The 6,000-nt window shown below is 70.2% G+C and carries 4 protein-coding genes; 2 read left to right on the top strand and 2 right to left on the bottom strand.

Annotation, left to right across the window (positions count from 1 at the left end; translation table 11 throughout):
- The first annotated feature begins 67 nt into the window (after positions 1-67).
- Both ABY44_RS27755 and ABY44_RS27760 read left to right on the top strand, forming a co-directional pair.
- Entirely contained in the window at positions 68-520 is a 453-nt protein-coding gene (locus ABY44_RS27755; RefSeq protein WP_226112773.1) for a hypothetical protein, read from the top strand.
- 57 nt (positions 521-577) lie between these two features.
- Complete coding sequence (locus ABY44_RS27760; protein WP_060170506.1) at positions 578-2,494, top strand: WG repeat-containing protein; 1,917 nt, start codon at positions 578-580, stop codon at positions 2,492-2,494.
- Positions 2,495-2,540: 46 nt separating this feature from the next.
- On the opposite strand, the gene ABY44_RS27765 is transcribed toward ABY44_RS27760, so the two are convergent.
- Positions 2,541-4,772: a penicillin-binding protein 1A gene (locus ABY44_RS27765; RefSeq protein ID WP_060170509.1), complete on the bottom strand. Its 2,232-nt coding sequence runs from the start codon at positions 4,770-4,772 to the stop codon at positions 2,541-2,543.
- 97 nt (positions 4,773-4,869) lie between these two features.
- A partial coding sequence (locus tag ABY44_RS27770; protein ID WP_431642768.1) for a PLP-dependent aminotransferase family protein occupies positions 4,870-6,000 on the bottom strand: 1,131 nt, incomplete at its 5' end.

The raw sequence follows: 6,000 nt of genomic DNA on the forward strand, positions 1-6,000 counted from the left end.
GTGCCGCTGCCGCCGTGCGCGCCCGCGCCGGCATTCCGACAACAATTCGAATCCTGAGAGGCCCGCCGTGCGTATTCCTGTTTTCTGTCTGATGTTGTTCGTCTCGATGTCCGCGCAAGCCGGCAGTGCCTGCGACGGGCTGCTCGGCGATTACGCGCCGGCCGCCGGCAAACCGGCGACGCTGCGCGTCGAGAAAGTGGGCGGCAAGATCGTGCTGCGCGGGCGCGACGCCGGCCAATGGAGTGTCGAAACGGCACCGACGCAAGAGGCCGAGCTGGAAACCGACGGCCCTGACAAGGCGCCGCCGGGCGCCTGTGTGCTCGAGGTGCCGGGCGGCGAGCTGATCAAGATGCCGATTGGCTCGCCGTATCAGGTCACGTCGATCACGGGCAACAGCTTCACCACGAAGCATTCGACCACGGGCGTCCTGCTGCGCACGGTGCAGGGTTTCCAGGTCGACGGCACCGAGCTGTATCGGGTCGCGCGCCGCGGCGATTCGCCGCCGGCCGCGGCACGCTGACGGCGTGCGAGCCGACGTACCGCGATACACGACGACACGACGAGGGCGACCCTTCCGATGGGCAATCGATCATGGCTCTATCTCCAGGCCGGTGACGGCGACGACGCGCGAACGATCGAGTTCGCGGAATCCAACAATCACTTTCCGCTGCTGTGGCGCGTGCTGCTGGCCGACGGCGGCGCGGGCGACGCGATAACGGATCAGCGCGTGTTCGGCGACGCCGGCACGCCGAACCTCGCCAGCGATGCACGCGCGGCGCATGCGCGACTCAGCCGGCTCGCGTCGTTCGTCGTCGCGTATCCGCTGCCCGGCGACGATCCGGCGCTCGCGCGCCAGTTCGATGCGCTCGTGCGTCACCTCGGCGAGTCGATCGATGCGTTCGGCGATGCGCATGGCGCACCGCGGCTGTCCGCGAATCTCGACGAACTGTCATGGCTCGACGGCGGCGATCCGGACGAATACATCCGCGAGGAGCGCGACAACTGCACGCGCCTGTGGTGGCGGGTCGCGAACTGCATGGATTTCCGCGACGTGCGCGGCGTGCGCGACGTGCTCGAGATCGATACACCCGCCGACTGGCGCGACTGGGCGTGGGGCTTCGGGTTCGGCGGCGTGTCGCATCACTATTTCCAGCGACAGGAGCCGCCGCGCGGCGTGGCGTTTGCCGAGATGTTCGACGCCGGCGAAGTGCACGGCAACTGGCTCGGCTACGGCACGTTCAGCTTTCGCGCGCGCAACGGCCTGTGGGGCGTGCGGCGGGAAGTCGACGACGCGTGGCGCGTGATCGTGCCGCCCGCGTGGACGAACCTGTGGACGAGCGGCGCACGCGATCGCCGGTTGCTGTGGGCCGCGCGCGACGGGAAGGTCGGCCTGCTGTTCGCCGATGGCGATGGCGACAGTGGTGGCGACGAGATGCGGATCGTGCGCGAACCGGCGTTCGACGCCGTGTGGGATTTCAGCGGCGACGTCGCGTGCGTGCGCGTCGGCGAGCGGTTCGGGCTCGTGGGCACGGACGGCACGTGGGTGCTCGAACCGTCGCTCGACGATTTCGGCGAATTCACCGGCGGGGTTGCGTCCGCGAGCCTGGACGGCCGCTGGGGCTTCGTCGACACGCACGGTGCGTGGGTGATTCCGCCGCGCTTCGACGATGCACATGAATTCGTGAACGGCGCCGTCGCGGGGGTATCCGAAGGCGAGCAGTGGGGGCTGATCGGGCGCGACGGGCAATGGCGCGCGCCGCCCGAGTGGGCCGCGCTCGAATGGTCGTCCGAATGCGGCGCCTTCCTCGCGTGGCGCAACGGCCATGTCGGCCTGGTCGATGCGAAAGGCCGGGTCGTCGTCGAGCCGCATTACGCGGAAATCGCCACGCTGACCGACGACGAACGGACGGACATGCTGTCCGAGCTTGGCGCGATCCGCCATATCGTGCGGCGCGACGACGGGCGTTGCGCGATCGTCGACGGGCAGGGCCACGTGCTGACGCCGTTCGATTTCGTCAACATGGGGGCGCTGCCGTGGTTGCCCGATGACGAAGCCGTGCCGGGCGAACTGTTCACGCGTTACGCGATCGGCGTGCTGCCGGGCGAGCCGGCGAAGTTTGCGATCTGCGATCTCGAGACGGGCGCGACGGTCGTGCAGGGGCGCTACGACGACGTGGCCGGCCTGTTCTGGGGCGCCGATCACGGCTGGCTGGCCTGCGTGCAGGACGAGGGCGGTGACGACGTGCGGGCGACGGTGTTTCGCGCGGACGGCACCGTGCTGCATCCGGCGCGTTACACGCGGCTCGGCGACGATGCGCTGTTCGACGACGATCCCGACGCCGCTGCCGGGCACACGACGTTGATGCCGTGGTACGTCCGTCGTGTCGAGGTCGCGCAGAACTGGAGCATGGGCGAACCGGTCGCCGCGTTGCGCGACGACGGCGTACCCGTATGGCTGTACGCGGACGGGCACGCGACGACGACGCGGCGGTAGCCGGGGCCGCCGTCGTCCATGCCGGCGTGGCGTGCCGGCACGACGATCAGCGGAAGAACCTCAGCCAGTCGAACAGGCCGGGGTGCGGACGCCGTTTCGGCGCCGGCGCCGGTGCGCTGCGCGGCCGGAAGTCGGGCGAGAACTGCGCACGCGGATCGATCGCGCGCGTACGCAGTGCCGCATCGTAGAACGCCCCGACGATCGGCAACGCGCTGTGCGCGCCCGCGCCCCAGTAGTCGCTGCGCAGCGTCACGTTGCCGTCGTCGAAGCCGACCCACGCACCGGCCACCAGTTGCGGATGCATCAGGATGAACCAGCCGTCCGTGTTGTCCTGCGTCGTGCCGGTCTTGCCCGCGACGTCGACGCGGATCCCGTAGCGCGAACGGATGTCCTCGCCGGTCCCGTAATCGACGACGCCGCGCATCACGTCGACCAGCGTCTGCGCGGCGGCCACCGGCAACGCGCGTTCGGGCGGTGCGCTGTTGAATGCGGCGAGCACCTTGCCGTCGCGATCCTCGATGCGCGTGATCATCTGCGGCGCGACGTATACGCCGCGATTCGCGATCGTCCCGTAGGCGGACACCATTTCCTTCAGCGTGACGGGGCTCGTGCCGAGCGCGAGCGACGGCACCGCGTCGAGCGGGCTTTCGCGCACGCCCATCGCGCGAGCGAGCTGCGCGACCCTGGCCGCGCCTTCGCGCTGCATCACCTGCGCGGTGATGCGGTTGCGCGACAGCGCGAGCGCGTCGCGCAGCGTCATCGGCGCGTCGGTCGGCGGCTCGGCATCGGTCGGACGCCACACCGCGTGCGTGCCGATCGGGATCGCGACGGGGCGATCGACGAACGTGTCGCCCGGCCGCATGCCGTCCGCGAACGCGGCGCCATAGACGAACGGCTTGAACGTCGAACCCGGCTGGCGCCGTGCCTGCACCACGTGATCGAACGGCTCGCTGCCGAAGTCGGGGCTGCCGACCCATGCGCGAATCGCGCCGTTGCGCGGGTCGATCGCGACGAAGCCGGCCTGCACCTGCGTCTTGCGTTCGCACAACGCATGCATGAACGCGCGATTCGCGCCGAGCTGCTTCAGCGCGGCGACATCGGCGAGCCCAGCGGCGCGCGCGTCGCGATAGTCGGGCGTCTGCCGGATGAAGCCGCGGAACAGGTCGTTGCGCAGCCCGCAGCCGGACGGGCCGCGCCATGCGCTGTCGGCGACTGCCTGCAGGCGATCGGTTTGCTGCGTCAGCGCTTGCGTCGCCATGTCCTGCAGTTGCGCATCGAGCGTCGTGCGCACGACGAGGCCGTCCGAGTAGAGGTCGTAGTTGTTGCGGTCGGCCCAGGCGATCAGCCACTTGCGCAACTGCACCGCGAAGTGCGGAGCCGGGCCCGGCTGAGCGGTCTGCGGCTCGAAGTCGACGCGCAGCGGCCGGCGCTGCAATAGCGCGAGCTGCCGCGGCGACAGCATGCCCATCGCCGCCATCCGCGCGAGCACGATGTTGCGGCGCTGGACCGCGCGTTCCGGATTCAGCACCGGGTTGTAGTAGCTGTTGCCCTTCAGCATCCCGACGAGCGTCGCGCTTTCGACGATGTCGAGCTGGTCGGCCGATTTGCCGAAGTAGGTACGCGCGGCCATCTCGACGCCGTACGCGTTGTACAGGAACGGCACGGTGTTCAGGTAGGTCTCGAGAATCTCGTCCTTGCTGTACACCGTCTCGATCTTGAACGCGGTGATCAGCTCCTTCACCTTGCGCGTGAGCGTCGGTGCGCGGCCGACTTCGTCCGGGTACAGGTTGCGCGCGAGTTGCTGCGTGATCGTCGAGCCGCCCTGGCGGCTGCCCGAGAACGTATGCAGCCCGGCCGCGAGCGTGCGGCGCCAGTCGATGCCGTGATGCGCGTAGAAGCGGTGGTCCTCGGTCGCGATCAGCGCGTCGACCATGTGCGGCGAGATCTGCTTGAGCGGCACCCATTCGCGGTTGACGGGCCGGAATTCGGCGATGATCTGGCCGTCGGCCGACAGCACGCGCGCGGGGCGGTCGATGCGGGCCTTGCGGATGTCGCCGATGCTCGGCGTGAACGGCACGAACGCGAGCAGCACCAGCAGGCCGACCAGCGGGATCGCGGCGAGCGTCAGCGCGACGCCGCGGCGCGTCGGATGGCGCAGGCGATGCCATGCGCCGGCGCACAGCGCGCGGATGCGCGCGCGGCTGGCGGCGGCCAGCGGTGCGACGCGGGCGCGGCAACGGAGCCACGCGTCTCGAAGAAGCGGCACGAAGCGGTTCAAGGCGGCAGGAGCGCGGATGGAGGAGGCGCGATCCTAGCAAACGACCCACGTGCGACGCCCGCTAAAACGGCCGTTTGCTTGCAGGATTTACAGACGATTACGTTTGTTGCCCATCGACAACCTTTTGCGGCACCCGCCGCCGCGATTCCGCTGACGATACGACGTCCGCGAGCCGCTGCGCGGCCGCTTCCATCTGCGCGCGGCCGAATCCGCCGAAGCCCAGCACGAGCCCCGGGCGGGCCGTGCCCGGCGCGAACATCGGCGATACCGCGCGCACCGCGACGCCGGCTTGCGCGGCGCGTTCGACCACGTCGAGATCGTCGATGCCGTCCGCGAGCCACAGCACGACGTGCATCCCCTGATCGCCCGGCTGCACCCACGCGCGCTCGCGCGGCAGCCGCGCGCCGAGCGTGTCGATCAGCAGCGCGCGCTGCTCCGCATACACGCCGCGCACGCGGCGGATGTGGCGGTCGAGATGGCCTTCCGCGATGAACGCGGCCAGCACGTGCTGGTCGGCGGTCGGCACATGGCGATCCATCAGTGCGCGCGCGCCGCAGAACGCGGGCACGAGATCGTGGGGGGCGATCACGTAGCCGAGCCGCAGCGACGGAAACAGGATCTTGCTGAACGTGCCGAGGTAGATCACGCGATCGGGGTCGAGACCCTGCAGCGACGGGAACGGATAGCCTTCGTAGCGTAGCTCGCTGTCGTAGTCGTCCTCGACTACCCACGCGTGGCGTGCACGTGCCCACGCGAGCAGCGCGTTGCGCCGCGCCATGCTGAGCGGCATGCCGAGCGGATACTGGTGCGACGGCGTGACGAACGCGGCGCGCGCATCGGGCGCGAGGCGGATGCCGGCGTCGACGTCGAGGCCGTCGGCGTCGACCGGCACGCGCACCATCGCGTCGTGTCGCCCGGTGCTCTCGAGCAGCGCGGTGATGCCGCGATAGGCCGGGTTCTCGACCCAGGCCCGGTCGCCCGCGCCGAGCAGCAGCTGGCTCGCGAGGTGCAGCCCCTGCTGCGTGCCGCTCGTGATCACGACCTGGCCGGCATCGCAGCGCACCGAGCGCGAACGGCGCACGTAGTCGGCGATCGCTTCGCGCAGCGGCAGCGCGCCTTGCGGATCGGCATAGCCGGACGGCGCGCCGGCGCCGCGCGCGCGCAGGCGGTTGCCGAGCCGGCGCCAGATGTCGTCGGGCGCGGTGAGGCCGATCGGCACCGAGATCGC

This window comes from Burkholderia sp. ZZQ-2 (assembly GCF_050768715.1).
GTDB classification, from domain to species: domain Bacteria; phylum Pseudomonadota; class Gammaproteobacteria; order Burkholderiales; family Burkholderiaceae; genus Burkholderia; species Burkholderia cepacia.

Coding starts and splice junctions, on each gene's coding strand:
- ABY44_RS27760 (WP_060170506.1), top strand. CDS start 578: ATGGGCAATCGATCATGGCTCTATCTCCAGGCCGGTGACGGCGACGAC.